This is a genomic window from Pseudomonas sp. ABa2 (genome assembly GCF_056676075.1).
On record NZ_CM155239.1, the window covers coordinates 4508087 to 4528098 of the forward strand.

General features: G+C 67.0%; 10 protein-coding genes. 9 read left to right on the forward strand and 1 reads right to left on the reverse strand.

Annotation, left to right across the window (positions count from 1 at the left end):
• Positions 1–31: 31 nt before the first annotated feature.
• Positions 32–3325, reverse strand: a complete 3294-nt coding sequence (locus tag AC1G9C_RS21945) for a transglutaminase family protein (protein WP_480408772.1) — start codon at positions 3323–3325, stop codon at positions 32–34.
• Positions 3326–3551: 226 nt separating this feature from the next.
• On the opposite strand from AC1G9C_RS21945, the gene AC1G9C_RS21950 reads away from it, so the two are divergent.
• The 9 genes from AC1G9C_RS21950 to AC1G9C_RS21990 all read left to right on the forward strand — a co-directional run bounded on the left by AC1G9C_RS21950 (position 3552) and on the right by AC1G9C_RS21990 (position 19952).
• Positions 3552–4334 carry an efflux RND transporter periplasmic adaptor subunit gene (locus AC1G9C_RS21950; protein ID WP_480408773.1) on the forward strand — a complete coding sequence of 261 codons (783 nt, stop codon included), beginning with the start codon at positions 3552–3554 and terminating at the stop codon, positions 4332–4334.
• Complete coding sequence (locus AC1G9C_RS21955) at positions 4331–5650, forward strand: efflux RND transporter periplasmic adaptor subunit (RefSeq protein WP_480408774.1); 1320 nt, start codon at positions 4331–4333, stop codon at positions 5648–5650. Before AC1G9C_RS21950 ends, AC1G9C_RS21955 begins: the two co-directional genes overlap by 4 nt.
• The gene (locus AC1G9C_RS21960) at positions 5651–7750 is read left to right on the forward strand and encodes an efflux RND transporter periplasmic adaptor subunit (protein ID WP_480408775.1); all 2100 of its coding nucleotides are present in this window, start codon (positions 5651–5653) and stop codon (positions 7748–7750) included.
• Between the two features lie 31 nt (positions 7751–7781).
• A complete protein-coding gene (locus AC1G9C_RS21965; protein ID WP_480408776.1) occupies positions 7782–8582 on the forward strand; it encodes an aspartyl/asparaginyl beta-hydroxylase domain-containing protein in 801 nt (266 codons plus the stop codon).
• Entirely contained in the window at positions 8570–9547 is a 978-nt protein-coding gene (locus tag AC1G9C_RS21970; protein WP_480408777.1) for a sulfotransferase family protein, read from the forward strand. The genes AC1G9C_RS21965 and AC1G9C_RS21970 overlap by 13 nt, the downstream gene beginning before the upstream one ends.
• A 168-nt stretch (positions 9548–9715) precedes the next feature.
• The gene (locus tag AC1G9C_RS21975) at positions 9716–10213 is read left to right on the forward strand and encodes an N-acetyltransferase family protein (protein ID WP_480408778.1); all 498 of its coding nucleotides are present in this window, start codon (positions 9716–9718) and stop codon (positions 10211–10213) included.
• Complete coding sequence (locus tag AC1G9C_RS21980) at positions 10210–10539, forward strand: DUF6916 family protein (protein ID WP_480408779.1); 330 nt, start codon at positions 10210–10212, stop codon at positions 10537–10539. Before AC1G9C_RS21975 ends, AC1G9C_RS21980 begins: the two co-directional genes overlap by 4 nt.
• 48 nt (positions 10540–10587) lie before the next feature.
• On the forward strand, positions 10588–11193 hold the full coding sequence (locus AC1G9C_RS21985) for a phage tail protein (protein WP_480408780.1): 606 nt from the start codon (positions 10588–10590) through the stop codon (positions 11191–11193).
• Positions 11194–11333: 140 nt separating this feature from the next.
• Positions 11334–19952, forward strand: a complete 8619-nt coding sequence (locus tag AC1G9C_RS21990) for an Ig-like domain-containing protein (protein ID WP_480408781.1) — start codon at positions 11334–11336, stop codon at positions 19950–19952.
• Positions 19953–20012 lie beyond the last annotated feature (60 nt).

Consider the following 20012-nt stretch of genomic DNA (forward strand, 5'->3'; position numbering starts at 1 on the left):
GCTAAAGCCCCGCCCACGAATGGAGTCGACGTCAGGCGCGGCGCAGATCCAGGGTCATCGGCAGTTCATTATTGTCGATCGGCTGCATGACAGGGCGCTTGCCCGGGCTGTGGCCGAGGCGGAAGAAGCGCGCCAGGCGCCGGCTCTCGGCCTCGTAGGCGTTGACCGGCAGGCTGTCGTAGTTGCGCCCGCCGGGATGGGCCACATGGTACTGGCAACCGCCGAGCGAGCGCTGCATCCAGGTGTCGATCAGGTCGAACACCAGCGGCGCGTGCACGCCGATGGTCGGCTGCAGGCAGCTGGCCGGCTGCCAGGCGCGAAAGCGCACGCCGCCGACGAACTCGCCGACCTTGCCGGTGGGCCGCAGCGGCACCGGCACGCCGTTGCAGGTCAGCACATAGCGATCCGGCGCCATGCCGTCGAGCTTGACCTGCATGCGCTCCAGCGACGAGTCGACGTAGCGCACGGTGCCGCCGCTGGCGCCCTCCTCACCCAGCACGTGCCAGGGCTCCAGCGCCTGGCGCAGCTCCAGCTCGATGCCCTTGACCGCGAAATCGCCGGCCTTGGGGAAACGGAACTCGAAATGCGGGGCGAACCACTCGCCGCGCAGGCGATAGCCGAAGGCGCCCAGCTCCTGCAGCACGTCGGCGAAGTCCTGCTCGACGAAGTGCGGCAGGAGGAAACGGTCGTGCAGCTCGGTGCCCCAGCGCACCAGCCTGGCCGGGCGGTAGGGTTCCTGCCAGAAGCGGGCGATCAGCGCGCGCAGCAGCAGTTGCTGGGCCAGGCTCATCTGCGCGTGCGGCGGCATCTCGAAGGCGCGCAGTTCGAGCAGGCCGAGGCGGCCGCTGGCCGCATCCGGCGAGTACAGCTTGTCGATGCAGAACTCGGCGCGGTGGGTATTGCCGGTGACGTCCACCAGCAGGTTGCGCAGCAGCCGGTCGACCAGCCAGGGCGGGCAGTCGCGGCCCGGCTCGGGCATCTGCGCGAAGGCGATCTCCAGCTCGTACAGCGCGTCGTTGCGCGCCTCGTCCACCCGCGGCGCCTGCGAGGTGGGGCCGATAAACAGGCCGGAAAACAGGTAGGACAGCGACGGGTGGTTGTGCCAGTAGCCGATCAGGCTGCGCAGCAGATCGGGGCGGCGCAGGAAGGGCGAGTCCGCCGGCGTGGCGCCGCCGAGGACGAAGTGGTTGCCGCCGCCGGTGCCGGTGTGGCGGCCGTCGAGCATGAATTTCTCGCTACTCAGGCGTGACTGCCGCGCCGCCTCGTAGAGAAACTCGCAGCGCTCGACCAATTCATCCCAGGTACTGGCCGGGTGGATATTGACCTCGATCACCCCGGGGTCGGGGGTGACGCGGAAATACTGCAGGCGCGGGTCCTGCGGCGGCTCGTAGCCCTCCAGCAGCACCGGGCAGTTGAGTTCGGCGGCCACCGCCTCGATCGCCGCGACCAGCTCCAGGTACTCTTCGAGATGGCTGAGCGGCGGCATAAACAGATACAGCCGCCCCTCGCGCGGCTCGGCGCACAGCGCGGTGCGCACGATACCGGGCGCCGACTGGCCGACCGCCGGGCGCGGCGCCTGGCCGTTGCCGCCGGCGCCGCGCCAGACGCCGCGCAGCTGGCGCTGGATCTGCGCCGGGCTGGGCAGCGGGGCGAAGCGCTGGCCCGGATCGGCCGGGTTGATATAGGGGTAGTCGGCCTGGCTGACCCAGGGCAGCGAGTCCAGCGGCAGGCGGTAGCCTAAGGGCGAGTCGCCCGGCAGCAGGCGGCAGTGCTCGTCGCGCAGGAACCAGCGGCCGCTCTGCCAGCCGGCGCCGTCCACCCGCCGCGCCAGCGGCAGCACCTGGCCGACCACGGCATCGAGGCCCTGGTCGAACACCTTGCGCAGGCGCTCGCGCTCCAGCACATCGCTCAGCCGCGAATCGTCCGGGGTGACGTTGTCCGGCAGCTTGCGCTCGCGCAACAGGTAATAGAACCAGTCCTCGTAGGCCGGGAAGACGCACTCGCCGTCCACATCCAGGCGCGCCGCCAGGGCCGCGAGAAAGTGCGCGGCGGTGTCAGCGTCGGCGCCGTAGCCGCGCGTTTCGTCGGCCAGCAGCCTGGGTTCGTGCCAGATCGGCTCGCCGTCCTGGCGCCAGAAGCAGTTCAGCGACCAGCGCGGCAGCTGCTCGCCCGGGTACCACTTGCCCTGGCCGAAGTGCACCAGGGCGCGGGGCGCATAGTGCGCGCGCAGGCGGTGGAACAGCTCGGCGGCCAGGCGCCGCTTGTTCGGCCCCAGCGCGGCGGTGTTCCACTCCTCGTCGTCGGGGTAGTCGAGGGCGACGAAGGTCGGCTCGCCGCCCATGGTCAGGCGCACGTCGTGGCGCTGCAGGTCCTCGTCGATCTGCCGGCCAAGGGCATCGATCGCCTGCCACTGCGCCGCGCTGTAGGGCTTGCTGACCCGCGGCGCCTCCCAGATGCGCTCCACCTGCATCTGGTGCTCGAACTCGCATTCGCACTCGTCCAGCGCGCCGGAAATCGGCGCCGCCGAGGACGGCTCGGGGCTGCAGGCCAGCGGGATATGGCCCTCGCCGGCGAACAGCCCGCTGGTGGGATCGAGGCCGATCCAGCCGGCGCCGGGCAGGTACACCTCGCACCAGGCGTGCAGGTCGGTGAAGTCCTGGTCGGTGCCGGAGGGGCCGTCGAGGGCTTTGACGTCGGCGGTCAGCTGGATCAGGTAGCCGGAGACGAAGCGCGCCGCCAGGCCCAGGTGGCGCAGCAGCTGCACCAGCAGCCAGGCCGAGTCGCGGCAGGAGCCGGAGGCCTTCTCCAGGCTCTGCTCGGGCGTCTGCACGCCCGGCTCCAGACGGATCAGGTAGCGGATATCGCCGGACAGCCGCTGGTTCAGCGCCACCAGGAAATCCACGCTGGGCACAGGCGCGCGGTCGATGCTGGCCAGGTACTCGGCGAACTTCGGCGTGGCCGCCAGCTTGACCAGGTAGGGCGCCAGCTCGCGCTGCTCGCCCTCGGTGTAGGCGAAGGGAATGCGCTCGGCATAGGGTTCGAGGAAGAAGTCGAAGGGGTTGAACACCGCCATCTCGGCGACCAGATCCACCTCCACCCTGAGCTCGCGGGTCTTCTCGGGGAACACCAGGCGCGCCAGGTAGTTGCCCTGCGGGTCCTGCTGCCAGTTGACGAAGTGCTCGCCCGGCTCGACCTTCAGCCCGTAGGAGAGGATGCGCGTGCGGCTGTGTGGCGCCGGGCGCAGGCGCACCAGCTGCGGGCCGAGGTTCACCGCACGGTCGTAGCGGTAGTGGGTGACGTGGTGCAGCGCGACATGGATCGACACGGCGGCCTCCTGCAAGCCTGGACGACCTGCCAAGCCGCGCAAGACTTATGCCAGGGAACGGGGCGCGCGCCCGCGCGGGCCGCGTCGCAGGGCTCGCGCACCAACGACAGGCCCGCCCGCGCACCAGCGCCGACATCGCGCACCACAATGGCGCGCCGCCACGGCCAATTTGCCGCAAACCACTTCTGCCTTAGACTCCCAGCACTTCTTCGCAAGGACGTGTCCAATGCGCCACCACTCGCCCCGCCTGCCCCTGCTCGGCCTGCTCGCCCTGCTGCTCAGCCCGCCGCTCTGGGCCGAAGACCCGCTGCTGGAGTCCTTCGTCGCGGCTGCGCCGGACGCCGGCGAACGCCAGGTGCGCGGCGTGCTGCGCGCGCGCGATCAGGCCGTGCTGTCCAGCGAGTTGCCCGGGCGCATCGTCGAGATGCCGTTCGCCGACGGCCAGGACTTCACCAAGGGCGACGTGCTGGTGCGCTTCGATTGCAGCGCCTACCAGGCCCAGCTCAATGCCGCCCAGGCCGCCGCCCGCGCCGCCCGCGAGGAACTGAGCCACAAGAAGCAGCTGGTCGCGCTCAACTCGGTCGGCCGCTTCGAGGTGGCGCTGGCCGAGGCGCGCCAGGCGCAGGCGCTGGCCGAGGCCCAGGTGTACCAGGTGCAGGTCAAGCGCTGCAGCGTCGTCGCCCCGTTCAACGGCCGCGTGGTGCAGCGCCGCGCCCAGCCGCACGAGAGCGTGGCCAGCGGCACGCCGCTGCTGGAGATAGTCGACAACCGCACCCTGGAGGTGCACCTGCTGGTGCCCTCGGCCTGGCTCGGCCGGCTCGCCCCCGGCCAGCCCTTCGCATTCGTCCCGGACGAGACCGGCGAGCCGCTGCAGGCGGCCGTCAAACGCCTCGGCGCGCGCATCGACGAAGGCAGCCAGACCCTGCTGCTGATCGGCAGCCTGCCGGCGGATGCCCAGGGCCTGCTGGCCGGCATGAGCGGCAGCGCGCGCTTCGCGGAGGCACCATGACCGCGCAGGCGCCGGGCCTGGCCGAGCGAATCGTCGCCCAGTTGCTCAGCCTGGAGCGCCAGGCCCGCGGCGCCGCCACCCTCGACCAACTGGCCTACGCCCTGGTCAACGATGCCCAGCCGCTGTTCGGTTACCGCCACGCCGCCCTGCTGATCGCCGGCAAGGTGCGCGCGCTGACCGCCATCAGCGTGGTGGAGGCCAACGCGCCCTTCGTCGCCTTCGTCGAGAACGCCGCCGCGCAGCTGCACAAGCAGGGGCGCGCGCCCCAGGCCCAGGTGGTCGCAACGGACTCGCTGAGCGCCGCGCTGCGCGCCGACTGGCAGAGCCTGTCGGCAGCCGCGGTGTTCTGGCTGCCGCTGCTGGATCGCCAGGGCCAGGTCTTCGGCGGCCTGTGGATCGCCCGCGAGCAGCCCTGGAGCGAGGCCGAACAGGCCCTGCTCGGCCAGCTCGGCGACTGCTACGGCCACGCCTGGCTGGCCCTGCAACCGCGTCAGCCGTGGCGCCTGCGCTGGCCGCGGCGCAAGGTGCTCGGCGTGGCCGCCGCCGTGCTGCTGCTCTTGCTGCTGCCGGTGCGCCAGTCGGTGCTGGCGCCGGCCGAGGTGGTGCCGCTCGGCGGCCAGGTGGTGGCCGCGCCGCTGGACGGCGTGATTGCGGAGTTTCTGGTCAAGCCCAACCAGGCGGTGAGCACGGGCGAGGTGCTGCTGCGCTTCGACGCCACTGCCATTCGCGCCCAGGCCGACGTCGCCGAGCGCAGCCTGCAGGTGGCCGAGGCCGAGCTCAAGGCCAACGCCCAGCGCGCCTTCAGCGACGCCGAATCGAGCGCGCGCATCGACCTGTTTGCCGCTCGCGTCGAACAGAAACGCGCCGAGCGCGACTACGCCCGGGAGCTGCTGGCGCGCACCGAGGTACGCGCCGAACGCGACGGCATCGCGGTGTTCGCCGACGCCCAGCGCTGGACCGGCAAGCCGGTGCAGACCGGCGAGCGGCTGATGCAGATCGCCGACCCGACCCAGGCCGAACTGCGCATCGACCTGGCGGTGGCCGACGCGCTGGACTTCCAGCCCGGCGCCGCCATCGCCCTGTTCCTCGACAGCGACCCGCTGCACCGTCACCAGGCGCGCCTGCAACGCCAGGCCTACGAGGCGCAGCCGCTGCCCGGCGGCCAGCTGGCCTACCGCCTGGACGCCGAATTCAACGCAGCGCCGCCGCGCATCGGCCTGCGCGGCACCGCCAAGCTCTATGGCGCACGCGCGCCGCTGGCGTTCTACCTGCTGCGCCGGCCGCTGGCCGCGCTGCGCCAGACGCTGGGCCTGTAGATGGCCCTGCCGGCGCTGCGCCCCGACCTGCAGCTGTCCAGCGCCGCCCCGGCGCCGGACGGCGCGCCGCAATGGACCCTGGCCGATCCGCTGCGCGGCCGCTACTTCAAACTCGGCGCCGCGGCCATTCGCCTGCTGCGTCACTGGCCGCTGGGCGATCCCGAACGGGTGCTCGCGGCGGCCAACGCCGAATCCGGCCCACCGCTCGACGAGGCCGAGCTGCAGGAGATGCTGCGCTTTCTCGCCGGCCACGACCTGCTCAGCGCCGCCGACGCGCAGCAGCGCGGCAGCTACGCACAGAAGGCGGCGCAGCAGCGCCAGGGCTGGTGGCAGAGCCTGCTGCACCAGTACCTGTTCTTCCGCATCCCGCTGTGGCGCCCGGACGCCTTCCTCGACCGCACCTGGCCCTGGCTGAAGCGCCATGGTCCGAACCTGCTGCGCATCGGCCTGCCGCTGCTGCTGGGCCTCGGCCTGTTTCTGGTGGCACGCGACTGGGATCGTTTCATCGCCACCTTCCCGCACCTGTTCAGCCTGGGCGGGGCGCTGGCCTTCGGCGTCGCCCTGACCTTCGCCAAGCTGTGCCACGAATTCGGCCACGCCTACATGGCCAAGCGCGCCGGCTGCCGGGTGCAGAGCATGGGCCTGGCGTTCATGGTGCTGCTGCCGATGTTCTACACCGATGTCAGCGATGCCTGGCGGGTCAACCAGCGGCGCTCGCGCCTGCTGATCGGCGCCGGCGGCGTGCTCGCCGAACTGCTGCTGGCGGCACTCGCCCTGCTGGCCTGGTCGCTGCTGCCGGACGGGCCGCTGCGCACTGCCGCCTTCATGCTCGCCAGCGCCACCTGGATCACCACGCTGATCATCAACCTCAACCCCTTCATGCGCTTCGACGGCTACTTCCTGCTCAGCGACCTGTGGGGCGTGGACAACCTGCAGGGGCGCGCCTTCGCCCTGTGCCGCTGGCGTCTGCGCGAGGCGCTGTTCGGCTACGGCGAGCCCGCACCGGAACCCTGGTCGCCGGCCATGCAGCGCCGGCTGCTGTTCTGGGGCTATGGCGCCTGGCTGTGGCGCGCGGCGCTGTTCCTCGGCATCGCCCTGGCGGTGTACCACATGTTCTTCAAGCTGCTGGGCATCTTCCTGATGCTGGTGGAACTGGCCTGGTTCATCGGCCTGCCGATCTGGCGCGAGTGGCAGGAGTGGTGGCAACGCCGCGGGCAGGCGCAGCCGGGCAAGACGCTGCGCGTCGGCGCCGTCCTGCTCGGCCTGCTGGCGGTGCTGCTGGTGCCCTGGCGCAGCGCCGTGGAAGTACCGGCGCTGCTCGAAGCCAGCCGGGTCAGCGCGCTGCATGCGCCACTGGCGGCGCGCCTCAAGCAGCTGCACGCCGGCAACGGCCAGACGGTGCGCAGCGGCGAGCTGCTGCTGGAGCTGGAGTCCCCCGACCTGGACTCGCGCCAGGCCATCGTCCGCAGCGAAATCGCGATTCTCCAGTTGCAGCTCAAACGCCAGGCCGGGCGTAGCGAGACGGCGGCCGACAGCGCCATCCTCGAACGGAACCTGGCCGCCGCCGTCGCCGAATACCGCGGCCTGGCCGCCCAGCGCCAGCGCCTGCAGCTGCGCGCGCCGCACGACGGCCTGATACGCGACCTGCCGGCAGACCTGGCGCCCGGGCTCTGGCTGTCGCCGCAGCAGCCGTTGCTGCGCGTGGTCGAACAGCAGGTGCGCCTGCGCGGCTACCTAGCCGAAGAGTCGTTGTGGCGCCTCGAACCCGGCAGCAGCGGCCGCTTTATCGCCAGCGCCGACCCGCTGCGCCCGGCGCTGGCGGTGACGCTCGGCGAGGTGGATGCCACCGGTGCCGCCTACCTCGACCAGCCCGCGCTGGCCTCTGACCACGGCGGGCCGATTGCCGTGCGCCGCGACGAGCAGCAACGCGCACAGCCGCTGCAGGCCCAGTACGGCGTGCGCCTGACCGCGCAACAGGCGCTGGCGGCGCCGGCGCAACCGCAACTGGGCGTGGCCATACTCGACGGCCGCCGCGAATCCATCCTCGCCGCCGTCTGGCGCCGGGTCGCCGCCCTGGGGGTGCGCGAAAGCGGTTTTTAAGCACCTGTTCAAAGGGATAGAGAACAGCACCATGGCCCACCACGCACTCCCCGCCTGCTCGCGCCTGCCCCTGCAGATCGAACTGGCAGCGCTGCTCGCCGCCCTCGCGCGGGTGCAGCCCGACGCCTGGCAGCAGCACTTCAACCGCGACTACTACCAGGGCGACTGGAGCGGTGTGACGCTGATCGGCGCCGCGGACGCACCGCTGCCGCTGGCCCCCGGCCGCGGCGCCGCGCAAGCCAGCGCCTGGTGGCAGGACGACACGGCCTGGCACCAGCTGCTCGCCGCCTTCCGCGCCCCGCTGCGCAGCGTGCGCCTGTTGCGCCTGGGCCCCGGTGCGCGCATCCACGAACACTGCGACCCCGACCTGGGCCAGCCCGACGCCGACCTGCGCCTGCACGTGCCGCTGCTCAGCCCGCCCGGGGTGGAATTTCTCCTCGACGGCCTGCAGGTGCCGATGCAGCCCGGCGAATGCTGGTTCCTCGACCTGTCGCGGCCGCATCGGGTGGACAACCCCAGCCGCCAGCCGCGTATCCACCTGGTGCTCGACTGCGCTCCCTGCGACTGGCTGCTGGAGACGATCGGGCGCGGCCTGGGGCAGACCCCGGCGCTGCGCCCGAGCCGCGGGGAGCAGGCCTTCGCCGATTTGCGCGAGAGGCTGGCGCAGCAGCCGGAGCTGGCCGCACACCTGCGCAGCCTGAGCGATACCCGGGACTTCATCGACGCGACCCTGCGCCTGGGCGAGCAACTCGGTCTGCCGTTCTCCGAGGCCGAGGTGCGCCGCGCCATGCGCCAGGGCAAACAGACATGGAACGATCAATGGCGAGCATGAATCGCGCCGTGGACTTCGCCGGCTGGCTGCCGATCCGCACCTGGCTGAGCGCCGGCCAGTGGCGCGTGGACTGGTGCTGGTTCGGCGAGCAACGGCTGAGCCGTCCGTTCTTTCGCGACGATGTCGAACAGGCCCTGCGGCTGCCCTTCAACCAGGCGCTACGCCGCGAAACCGGCCTGGACGACTTGCTGGCGTGGCAGGCGATCAGCCCGGGGCTGGCGCCCAGTGCCTTTATCTTCCATGCCTCGCGCTGCGGCTCCACCCTGCTGGCGCAGATGCTGGCGGGGCTTGCGCCCAATATCGTGCTGTCCGAACCGCCGCCGCTGGATCGCCTGCTGCGCGCCCATTACCTCGCCCCCGAAGCGGCGGCGCATCAGCCACGCTGGGTCGCGGCCCTGCTGTCGGCCTACGGACAGCGCCGGCGCGGCGACGAGCAGCGCCTGCTGATCAAGCTGGATGCCTGGAATCTGTTCGAGGCCCAGTTCCTGCAGGCACTCTATCCACAGGTGCCGCGCCTGTTCCTCTATCGCGACCCATTGGAAATCGCCGTGTCCCAGCTACGCCAACCCGGCCTGCAGCGCGTTCCCGGCCTGCTCGGACCCTCGGGACTGGAGCGGCCGGACGACCCGCCGTTGTCGCCACAGGAACACACCTGCCGGATGATCGGCCGGATTCTCCAGGGCGGACTGCAGCTGTGCCTGCAACTGGGCGGCGTGCCGGTCAACTACAGCGAACTGCCCGATGCCCTCTGGGGACGCCTGGCGCCGCTGGTCGGCGTGAACGCCGCGGATCTGCCGCGCCTGCAGGAAGTCGCCGCCTTCGATGCCAAGCAGCCGAGCCTGTCCTTCAGCGCCGACAGTCAAGGCAAGCGCGAGTCGGCGGATGCGGCATTGCGCGCGGCGATCGAGCGCTGGGCGGGCGAGCCCTACGCAAGGCTGGAGCGCCTGCGCTTGCGCGATGCATAGACTTGTAACGCGCGCGGGCCATACAAGCGTTTGGCAAAAGTACCGGCCCGGGGCAGTAAATACTGGCGATCCGCCTGCAGCTTCGCTAACCTCGGCCGGACTAGCGCCGTATAAATGAATAACAAATGGCCGCCCCGACGCGGGGCAACCCGCAGGGACGCTCACCTCATGCCGACTTTCGAGTTGAACCTCCGCCCCATCGCCGACGCCGACCTGGCGTTCTTGCAGGCGCTGTATGCCAGCACCCGCGCCGATGAAGTGGCGCAGCTACCCTGGGACAAGGCCAGCAAAGACGCCTTCCTCGCCCAGCAGTTCACCGCCCAGCACCAGTACTACAAGGCGCATTATCAGGGCGCGGCTCTCTCGCTGATCTGCATGGGCGAATGCGCCATCGGTCGGCTGTATATCTTCCGTGGACCGACCACGCTCAATCTCATTGACATCTCCCTGCTGCCCGAACGGTGCGGCCAGGGTATCGGCAGCCATTTCTTGCGCGCCTTGACCGACGAGGCGGACGCCACCGGAAAGACCATCCGTCTTTTCGTCGAGCCGACCAATCCAGCCAGACGCCTGTATGAGCGTTGCGGATTCGGGGTCACCGGTTCCAATCACATCTACTTGCAGATGCAGCGCGCGCCCGCGCCTGCCCTGGCGGTGTCGGCATGAGCCTGGTACCGAGCTTCGCGGAGCTCGAGCGCCATCTCCAGCGGGACTGGCGGCTGCGCTGGGACGAGGGGCAGGGGCTCGCCATCACCTTGCTGGAAGTGGCCGAAGGCGCCGCGATGAACGCTCGCTACCACTGCTACAACGCCGTCTTCGCCCAGCCCGCGGGCGTCCAGTTGCCCCAGCACGGTTACCGGCTCTGCAGCCCTGAGGGCGCCGAGTGGCACGTCATGCTGACGCCCATCGGCCCGGACGAGGACGGCGACCGCCACCTGCTGCAGGCCATTTTTCATGTGAAGCGCGATGGCACCGTCGCTACCCAGCTCTAGCACGACAACACTGCCGCGAGTGCGGCTTCATCAAGGAGAGATACAGCAATGAGCGATCCATTTCTGGGCGAGATTCGTATGGTCGGTTTCAACTTCGCGCCGAGGGGCTGGGCGATGTGCCAAGGACAGCTGCTGAGCATTGCGCAGAACAACGCACTGTTCGCACTGCTGGGCACCCTCTACGGCGGCGACGGCCAGACCACCTTCGGCCTGCCGGACTACCGCGGCCGTAGCCCGGTAGGCATGGGACAGGGGCCGGGCCTGAGCGCGGTCGTCCAGGGGGAGATGGCGGGCACCGAGAACGTCACCCTGACCCTCAACCAGATGCCGATGCACAACCATGTCGCAACGGCCTCGGCGAGTTCGGCTACGGCGCAGGTCGCTATCCCTGCCGCCACCACCGGTACCACCCAATCCGCCCCGGGAACGACCACCGTGCTGGGACCGATCGCAGCGGGTGGCCGAGCCGGGACGCTGTATTGCACCGGGGCAGCCGATACCACGCTGGCTCCGTTCAACACCGCCGTGAACGTTCCGGCGCCGACCGTCACGGTCAATGCCTCGGGTGGGAGTATGCCGTTCTCGGTACTGAACCCGTTTCTCGGCACCAACTTCGTCATTGCACTGGAAGGCATCTTCCCATCGCGCAACTGATCCCTTCTGTGGATCGGTAACAGGAACAAGGGGAAAGCCCGGCTTTCCCCGATTTTGCATGCTGTAGGAGGTTCACTATGTGGTGGAGAAAGACTGCGACCGCTCGACCAGCCGAACTGCCGGCCAGAAGCGCACTGGCCATGGCGCTGGAACCGCGCATGCTGTTCGACGGCGCAGTCGCCGCCACGGTGGCAGAAACGGCTACTGCCGTGCCCTCCGCCGATGCGGCCCAAGGCCCGGCCTCCGGCCAGGACGCCCACTCCGGCAGCGAAAACCTCGCCGCCACTCCGACCGGCACGACGGACAACCGCCAAGAGGTGGTATTCGTCGACAGCAGCGTCAAGGATTACCAGCAATTGGTGTCCGCCTTGAAACCCGGTACCGAGGTCGTGGTACTGGATGGCGACCAGGATGGTTTACGACAAATCGCCGACTACCTGGACGGACGTCGCGACATCGATGCCATACACGTGTTCAGTCATGGCGATGCCGGCAAAGTGCAGTTGGGTAACGTCTGGATCGACGATGCCTACGTCGCCGCCAACAACGCCCTGCTGGCAGATATTGGCAGTGCCCTGAGCTCTTCCGGCGATATTTTGTTGTATGGCTGCCATGTCGGGGCCGATGGCAGTGGCGTGAATTTCATCCAGTCACTGGCTGCGGCGACCGGCGCCGACATAGCCGCCTCGACCGACCCAACTGGCGCCGCCGATAAAGGCGGTGATTGGGTACTCGAAGCGACTCGGGGAAGTGTGGAAACTGTCTCGCTGAACATTGGTTCATATTCGGGCTTACTTGCAGCCTTCAGTGATAATTTCACTACTAACCCAGGCACTACCAGCAATAGCTTTGACCGCACGCTTGGCGGTGTGTCTTACACCTATACATTCACTGCCGATGGTGACGGTGGCGCTGCTGGGGGCGGACTGGCATTTGATAATTTCGGCTCAGGCGGCTCTGCTGCCATGACGCTTTTATCATCAGCCTTTAATACCAGCACTACCGAGCGCGTGACCATTACGCGCACAGACCTTGCAGATTTCACCTTTACCAGTATCTACATTGATAATCCGGGCGGTAACGAGAGTGTCACCGTAGGCGGCTATCTGAATGGGGTACTTGTAGGATCTGCTCAGGTATTCACAACGGGCACTACAACCCTGAACTTTGGAGGTATCAGGGTCGATGAGGTACGGCTTACCTCTACAGATTTCTTTGGTTTGGCAATTGACGATTTTACTGGCGATACCAATCCGCCAAACTCCGCACCAATCATCAACAACCTCAATGGCAACTCCGCCACCTTTGTCGAAGGTGGCAGCCCCGTCCTGCTGGACGAGAACGCAGATGCCACGGTGACCGACAGCGACTCGGCCAACTTCGATACGGGTAATGTCACCGTCTCCATCATCAGCAACGGCGTCGCAGCGGAGGACGTGCTGTCCATCCGCAATCAGGGTACCGGCGCCGGCCAGATCGGCGTATCCGGCTCGGCCATCACCTTTGGTGGTACGCAGATCGGTACCTACGCAGGTGGCACTGCCGGCAACAGCCTGGTCATCACACTCGACGGCGATGCCACCCCCGCAGCCGTTCAGGCGCTGGTACGCAACCTGACCTACTCCAACAGCAATAACGATAACCCCAGTAGCGCAGCACGTACCGTGCGGATCACCGTCAGCGACGGCGATGGTGGTACCAGCAACAATGCCGATGTCACGGTCAATGTCACCCCGGTCAACGATCTCCCAACTGTGGCCAATGCGATTCCCAACCAGAATGCCAGCGAGGATGCGGCCTTCAATTTCCAGTTCGCCGCCAACACCTTCAACGACGTGGATGTCAGCGGTGCCCTGACTTATACCGCGCAACTGGCTGGCGGCGGCGCTCTGCCCGCCTGGCTCAGTTTCAATGCCGCCACCCGCACCTTCAGCGGCACGCCGGGCAATGCCGATGTCGGCACGCTGAGCATCGATGTCATCGCCAACGACGGCAACGGCGGCAGCGTTACCGATACCTTCGACATCGTCGTGGCCAATACCAACGATGCACCCACCGTGGCCAACGCGATCCCCAATCAGAATGCCACCGAGGAAGCGGCCTTCAGCTTCCAGTTCGCCGCCAACACCTTCAACGACGTGGATGCCGGCGACACCCTCAGCTACAGCGCACAACTGGCCGGTGGCGGCGCCCTGCCCGCCTGGCTCAGCTTCGACCCAGTCACCCGTACCTTCAGCGGCACGCCGGGCAACGGCGATGTCGGCACGCTGAGCATCGATGTCATCGCCAGTGACAGCAATGGCGGCAGCGTTACCGACACCTTCAATATCCTGGTGGCCAACACCAACGACGCCCCCACGCTGGCCAATGCCATTGCCAACCAGAATGCCAGCGAAGACACGGCCTTCAATTTCCAGTTTGCCGCCAACACCTTCAACGACATGGATGCCGGCGACACCCTGAGCTACAGCGTACAACTGGTCGGCGGCGGCGCCCTGCCCGCCTGGCTCAGCTTCGATGCACTCACCCGGACATTCAGCGGCACGCCAGGCAACGCCGATGCCGGCACGCTGAGCATTGAGGTGATCGCCAGCGACGGCAATGGCGGCAGCGTTAGCGATACCTTCGACATCGTGGTCAGCGCCGTCAACGATGCACCGACCGTTACGGCCCCAGCCTCCATAATCGTCAGCGAAGACATGCCAACCGCGTTGACCGGTATCAGCTTCAGCGACGTCGATGCCGGCACCTCCCCGGTGACAGTCACCCTGTCGGTCCCCAGCGGCAGCCTGAGCGCTACCAGCGCCGCTGGCGTCACCGTCGGCGGCACCAGCAGCGCCATGACCCTGACCGGCAGCATTAGCGATATCAACACGTTTATCTCCGCTGCTGGTGTTGTATTTACCACCGCCAGCAACGCCACCTCGGACGTCACGCTGACCATCGAGATCGACGATGGCGGCAACACCGGCAGCGGTGGTGCACAAACCGACAGCACCACGGTGACCCTGGATGTCAGCGCGGTGAACGATGCCCCGGTCAACTCGCTGCCCGGCGCGCAGAACGTCGATCAGGATGCCAGCCTGGTCTTCAGCAGCGGCAACGGCAACCTGATCAGCATCGGCGACGTGGATGCCGGTTCCAACACCGTCGAAGTGACGCTGAGCGCCAGCAATGGTCTGCTGACACTCAGCGGCACCACGGGCCTGACATTCACTACGGGCGATGGTACTGCTGACGCCAGCATGACCTTTAGCGGCAGCATCAGCGACATCAACAACGCCCTGAACGGCCTGACCTTCAGCCCCACCGCAGGCTACAACGGTGCCGCCAGTCTCCAGATCACCACTGACGACCAGGGTTGGAGCGGCAGCGGCGGTGCACAGAGCGACAGCGACACGCTCGTTATCACGGTCAACAGCCTCAACCCGCGGATAACCGATGTCAGCGCCTCCACGCCGGATGGCAGCTACAAAGCGGGCGATACCATCACCATCACCACCACCTTCAACCAAGCGGTGACGGTCGATACCACTGGCGGCACGCCCACATTGCTGCTGGAGACAGGTCTGACCGACCGCATCGCGACCTATGTGTCCGGCTCCGGCAGCAACACCCTGACCTTCAGCTACACGGTACAGGCCGGCGACCTCAGCGCCGACCTGGATTACCAGTCCACGGCAGCCCTGGCACTCAACGGCGCGACCATCCAGAACGCTACCGCCGACAATGCCGTTCTGACCCTGCCGACCCAGGGCACCGCTGGCTCCCTGAGTGCCAACAAGGCACTGGTGGTAGACGGCGTACGCCCGACAGCCAGCATCCTGGTCGACGATACTGCCCTGGCTGTCGGCGAAACCGCCACGGTGACCATCACCTTCAGCGAAGCGGTGACCGGGCTGACCACGGCCGACTTCATCGTCGCCAACGGCAGCCTCAGCAATCTGTTCACCTCGGACAACATCACCTACACCGCTACCCTGACGCCGAGCGCCAACGTCACCGACTCCAGCAACCTGATCACCCTGGACAACACCGGGGTAATCGACCTGGCAGGCAACACCGGCAGCGGCACCACCGACTCCAACAACTACGCCATCGATAGCCAACGCCCGACGGCGACCATCGTGGTCAGCGACACCGCGCTCTCCATCGGTGAAACCGCCACGGTGACCATCGTCTTCAGCGAAGCGGTGACCGGGCTGACCACGGCCGACTTCATCGTCGCCAACGGCAGCCTCAGCAATCTGTTCACTTCGGACAACATCACCTATACCGCCACCCTGACGCCCGATGCCGCTGTGGAAGACCCCAGCAACCTGATCACCCTGGACAACACAGGCGTGCAGGATGCGGCAGGCAACGCCGGAACCGGCTCCAGCGATTCCAACAACTACCAGATCGATACCCTGCGCCCCGATGCGCTCAGCATCGTCGTCAGCGACAGCGCACTGGCAGCGGGCGAAACCGCTACGGTGACCATCACCTTCAGCGAAGCGGTGACCGGCCTTGCGGCGAATGATTTCACCGTCGCCAGCGCTGTGCTGAGCAACCTCACCAGCGCCGACGGCGGCATCACCTGGACTGCAACCCTCACCCCCAATGCCAGTGTGGAAGATGCCAGCAACCTGATCACCCTGAATAAAACCGGCGTGGTGGATGCGGCAGGCAACGCCGGCAGCGGCACCAGCGATTCCAACAACTACGCCATTGATAACCTGGCCCCCGTCAACAGCCTGCCCGTCGGGCAAATCACCGATACCGTTACCCCGCTGGTATTCAGTAGCGGCAACGGCAATGCGATCACGGTGAGCGATGGCAGCAACCTGACGGTCGTCATCTCCGTCGGCAGCGGCACCTTGACCGCCACCTCCGGCGGCACGGCGGGAATCATTAACAACGGCACAGGCACCGTGACCATCACCGGCACGGCGGCTGAAGTGAATGCCGCTCTGCAAGGGCTGACCTACACCCCCAACGGCGCGGGCGTCCAGACCCTCAGCATCCAGACCACCGACACTGTCGGCAATGTGGATAGCGATAACCTGGCGATCACCGTCAACAACGCCACCTTGCTCGTCACCTCCAACCTGGATACCGGCGACGACGCAAGCGCAGGCGGCAGCTTTGCCGCCGACCAGGCAGACGGCGGCGGCCTGAGCCTACGCGAGGCACTGCATTGGGCACGCGCAGGCGACACTATTACCTTTGACCTGGACGCAGGCACAGCCGGTAACCAGGGTGGAAGCATCACCCTCAATGGCACCCAACTCCAGATCAACTATTCCAATATCAAGCTTGATGGCGACCTGAATGATGACGGCGTGGCCGATGTAACCATCTCCGCCAACAACGCCAGTCGGGTGATGGCTATTAGTAACAGCCTGAGTGGTGTTGAGATAACGGGCCTGACCCTGACCCAGGGTTCAACCGCAGGCGGTGGCGGAGCGCTCCAGATAGGTTTCAGCTCCAGCGTCACCGTGCGCGACTCGAACCTCACCAACAGTACCGATGCGGGTCTGGGCGGTGGCGGTGTTTATGGTGCCAGTGCAACCCTCACCATGATCAACAGTACCGTGAGCGGCAACACCAGTAGCACCTTCGGCGGCGGCATACGCATTGTGGGCTCCGGCGGCACACTTAACCTCATCAATAGCACTGTCAGTGGCAATACCACCACCGGTGCTAGCGCGCATGGCGGCGGTATCCAGTATGGCGCTACTGGCAGCCTGACCATTATCAACAGCACCATCAGCGGCAATGCCGCTACAGGAGCAACATCCCTCGGCGGCGGCCTCAGGATCACCTCCGGCACAGCCTTCATCTACAACAGCACCATTGTAGGAAACGCATCAACCGACGCCGGTGGCGGTGTCCACGCCAATGGCAACGATACCTTTGTGAATACCGTGGTTGCGGGCAATACCTCCGGCGCCGGTGCGACAGCAGGTGCCAGTGGTTCCCCCCTGGCGACTGGCGGCACGGCAGACGATGTCGGCGGCACTATCGAAACTGCCACCAACAGTTATTTTGGTAGCAACGTTGCTATCGCTACCAATAACAGCAGCCTGAACAACCAGGGCACCAGCAACCTGTTACTGGGCAACCTGGCCAACTACAACGGCAGTGCCATACAAACCCACCGTCCGCAAACCGGCAGTGCGCTGCTCGAAGCCGGTAGCAATGCCAATTTGCCCGCCGATACCTTCGACCTGGACGGCGACGGCAATACCACCGAGGCACTGCCAGTCGATGCCAATGGCGACCAGCGCGTCAGCGCTACCGTGGATATCGGCGCGGTAGAAGGTAATGCCATACCGGTGCTGACGGGCGTCAATGGCGGCGGCACCTTTGTCGAGAACGGTAGCGCCATCGTGATCGATAGCGATGCCAGCATGAGCGATGACGACCTCGACCTGCTCAATGGCGGCAACGGCGATTACCACGGCGCCTCGCTGGTGATCGTGCGCAATGGCGGCGCCCTGGCCAGCGACAGCTTCGGCTTCAACGCTGGCAACGGCATCAGCCTCTCCGGCAACAACCTGGTGAAAAATGGCCAGATCATCGCCAGCTTCAATACCGCCACGGCCGGCCAGTTGACCATCGCCTTCACCAACGCCAACGGCGAAACTCCGACCCGGGCCGACGTGAATGCAGTACTGCGCCAGCTGACCTACCGCTCGACCAGCGAAGCCCCGACCAGTAGCGTCGACCTCGACATCCGCTTCAACGATGGCGCCGGCGCCAATGCCACCCAGACCGCCAGCCTCAATATCACCGCGATCAACGACGCGCCGGTGAACAACCTGCCCGCTCCGCAGAGCCTCGCTCAGGGCGGCAGCCTGGTCTTCAACGCTGGCAACGGCAACCTCATCAGCATCGCCGATGTAGACGCTGGCAGCGGCAACCTGCAAGTCACCCTGACCGCCAGCAATGGCCTGCTCACCCTGGGTAGCCTCGCCGGACTCAGCTTCACCGCTGGCGACGGTACGGCCGATGCCACCTTGACGTTCACCGGTACCCTGACGGCGATCAACAATGCGCTGAACGGCCTGCTCTTCACCCCCACCGCCGCCTTCAGCGGTCCGGCCAGCATCCAGATCAGCACCAGCGACCTGGGCAATAGTGGAGCAGGTGGCGCCCAGACGGATACCGACACCCTGGCCATCACCGTCACCCCGATCAATCCGGTGATCACCGATATCGCCGTGCTCAACCCGAACGGCAGCTACAAGCTAGGCGATGTCATCAACCTGACCGTCACCTTTGACCAGGCGGTGATCGTCGACACTGCCGGGGGCGTGCCCACGCTGCTACTGGAAACCGGTCTGATCGACCGCACCGCGGTATTCGTCTCCGGCTCCGGCAGCAACACCCTGACCTTCCGCTACACCGTGCAAGCCGGCGATCTCAGCGCCGACCTGAACTATCAGTCCAGTGCGGCCCTGACGCTCAACGGCGGCAGCATTCGCAACGCCGGCAACAGCGACGCGATCCTCAGCCTGCCGGCCACCGGCAGTGTCGACTCCATCGCCGGGCAACACGACATCGTCGTCGACGGCGTGGTCCCCACTGTCGCCAGCGTCAGCGTGCCGGTGGGGGTGCAGTACAACGCCGGCGACACCCTGACCTTCGTGGTCAGCGTCAGCGAAACCGTCATCGTCAACGGCACCCCGCGCCTGGCCATCGACATGGGCGGCAGCACGGTGTTCGCCGATTACGTGGCCGGCTCAGGCAGCGCAACCCTGGTGTTCCAGTACAGCGTCCGGCCCGGGGACAACGACGCCGACGGTATCGCCGTCAGCGGCCTGCTCAGCAATGGTGCGACCCTGCGCGACGCCAGCGGCAATGCCTTGAACCTGGCGCTGAACAATGTCGGCGACAGCAGCGGCGTGATCGTCGACACCACCGCGCCCAGCGCCAGCGCCATCATCGCGGTCGACCCTGCGCCGACCAATGCCGGTAGCCTGCGCTACACCGTTATCTTCAACGAGGCCGTAAGCGGCGTGGATCTCGGCGACTTCAGCCTGGTCACCAGCGGCAACGCCAGCGGTACCCTGGGCAGCCTGGTGCAGATCGACAGCCGTACCTTCCAGATCACCGTCACCAACGTGGCCGGCAGCGGCACCCTGGCGCTGGCCTTGAACGCCAACGGCAGCGCCATCACCGATGCCGCCGGCAACCTGCTCGTCACCGGCCTGATCGGGCAGGCCTACAGCCTGGCGCAAAGCGAAGGCGATCCGGAGTTCCGCGTCAATCCGCCGAGCAACGTCGTCGATATCCCGAGCGCGTCGCCGCAGCCCGTCCTGCCGAGCCTGCCGCCGGCGCTGAGCACCTCGCCGCTGCTGCCGCCGCCGTTGTTCGAGGTACCGACCCTGGGCAGCGGCATTCCGACCCTGGGCAATATCTTCATCAACCAGAACGTCCTGGCACCCAGCTACATCGCACAGGTCTTCGCCAGTTCCAGCGATGCCGGCGGCGACGGCTCGGGCAGAGGCTTCCTCGGCTTCGGCGGCGGTGATGGCGGCGTGTTCGGTTCCAGCAGCCTGTCCAGCATCTTCGGCAGCGACGCCTTGCAGGAGAGCGAGCCGCTGGAAGTCTTCGACGGCAAGAAATGGGGCGGCGGCAGCGCTGGTGCCATCTTCGGCGCACCGACGCTGGGCCAGCAACTGCACGACCTGCGCGAGGGCGAACAGCGTCAGCTGCGCGAACTGGCCCATGCCCTGCAAGAGGTCGCGGCGGCCCAGCCGCCGGCCTGATCCAAACGCATAACAACGACAAACCAGTGAGTCGGTGCCGTAACAAGGGGGCGGCCCAAG

Bases quoted from the DNA above. Each gene is read 5' to 3' on its own strand.
- AC1G9C_RS21990 (WP_480408781.1), top strand. From the start codon at position 11,334: ATGGCGCTGGAACCGCGCATGCTGTTCGACGGCGCAGTCGCCGCCACG.
- AC1G9C_RS21960 (WP_480408775.1), top strand. From the start codon at position 5,651: ATGGCCCTGCCGGCGCTGCGCCCCGACCTGCAGCTGTCCAGCGCCGCC.
- AC1G9C_RS21950 (WP_480408773.1), top strand. From the start codon at position 3,552: ATGCGCCACCACTCGCCCCGCCTGCCCCTGCTCGGCCTGCTCGCCCTG.
- AC1G9C_RS21980 (WP_480408779.1), top strand. From the start codon at position 10,210: ATGAGCCTGGTACCGAGCTTCGCGGAGCTCGAGCGCCATCTCCAGCGG.
- AC1G9C_RS21965 (WP_480408776.1), top strand. From the start codon at position 7,782: ATGGCCCACCACGCACTCCCCGCCTGCTCGCGCCTGCCCCTGCAGATC.
- AC1G9C_RS21955 (WP_480408774.1), top strand. From the start codon at position 4,331: ATGACCGCGCAGGCGCCGGGCCTGGCCGAGCGAATCGTCGCCCAGTTG.
- AC1G9C_RS21985 (WP_480408780.1), top strand. From the start codon at position 10,588: ATGAGCGATCCATTTCTGGGCGAGATTCGTATGGTCGGTTTCAACTTC.
- AC1G9C_RS21975 (WP_480408778.1), top strand. From the start codon at position 9,716: ATGCCGACTTTCGAGTTGAACCTCCGCCCCATCGCCGACGCCGACCTG.
- AC1G9C_RS21970 (WP_480408777.1), top strand. From the start codon at position 8,570: ATGGCGAGCATGAATCGCGCCGTGGACTTCGCCGGCTGGCTGCCGATC.